The 737-nt window shown below is 76.3% G+C and carries 1 protein-coding gene and 1 pseudogene; both read right to left on the bottom strand.

What is annotated here, in order from left to right:
• Positions 1-365: NUDIX hydrolase (locus tag ACOV8S_RS01825; RefSeq protein ID WP_448315609.1), on the bottom strand; the 365-nt coding region annotated here is incomplete at its 3' end.
• Positions 362-737 (bottom strand): annotated as a pseudogene (locus ACOV8S_RS01820) (hypothetical protein); the annotation flags it as partial. The pseudogene ACOV8S_RS01820 and the gene ACOV8S_RS01825, both read right to left, overlap by 4 nt.

Here is a 737-nt window from a genome sequence, read left to right as displayed (position 1 = left end):
AGGTGGTGGTGGGCGGTGGAGGCGGGGTGCCAGGCGAGGGCGCCGATCTCGTGGGTCGGGGTGAAGGTGTCGGGCGCCGTGGTCTCCGCGGCCCAGTAGTCGACCCGCTTGGGCCGCCCGCCCACCGTGTACCGGACGGTCGGCAACCGCGGCCCGAGGGACACGTGGTGGCCCGTCTCCTCCGCGACCTCCCGGACCGCGGCCTCCTCCGCCGTCTCCCCCGGCTCCAGCTTCCCCTTGGGGAAGGACCAGTCGCCGTACTTGGGCCGGTACACCAGGCAGACCTCGAGCCCGCCACCCGCGCCACGGCGGTACAGGACGCAGCCCGCCGCCAGGATCGTGTCGTCGCTGTCGTCGTCGTTCATGGGACCGTCACCGTGCTCGTGCTCGGGTGGGGAAGGGATGCCGCCTGGGACACCGCCCGGAGCGGCGCCGCGGAACCCCAGGCCTGGTGGAAGTCGTGGCGCGCGGCGAGCACCTCGTGCCGCTGGTGCGCGTGCAGATTGCCCAGCGCGTACGCCGTGGCCGGCGCGATCCGCGGCGTCCGGGCGGCCGTGGCGGCGACCGAGGCGGCCTCCGCCGCGTCCCGGTGCAGGTCCAGCGCCCGCGCCGCGGCCACCAGCCGGGGCGGTACCGGCTCGGTGAGGGCCTCCAGCGCGTACCGGTGCAGCCGGAGCAGCAGCCGTACCTGGTGCCAGGGGGCGTCGCCGTCGCCGGGCTGGTCGGCGGGGTAGGGG

The sequence above is a fragment of the Streptomyces sp. CO7 genome, assembly GCF_053474865.1.
Note: the sequence above shows the minus strand (reverse complement) of the source record. Positions and strands in the feature narration are given on the sequence as shown.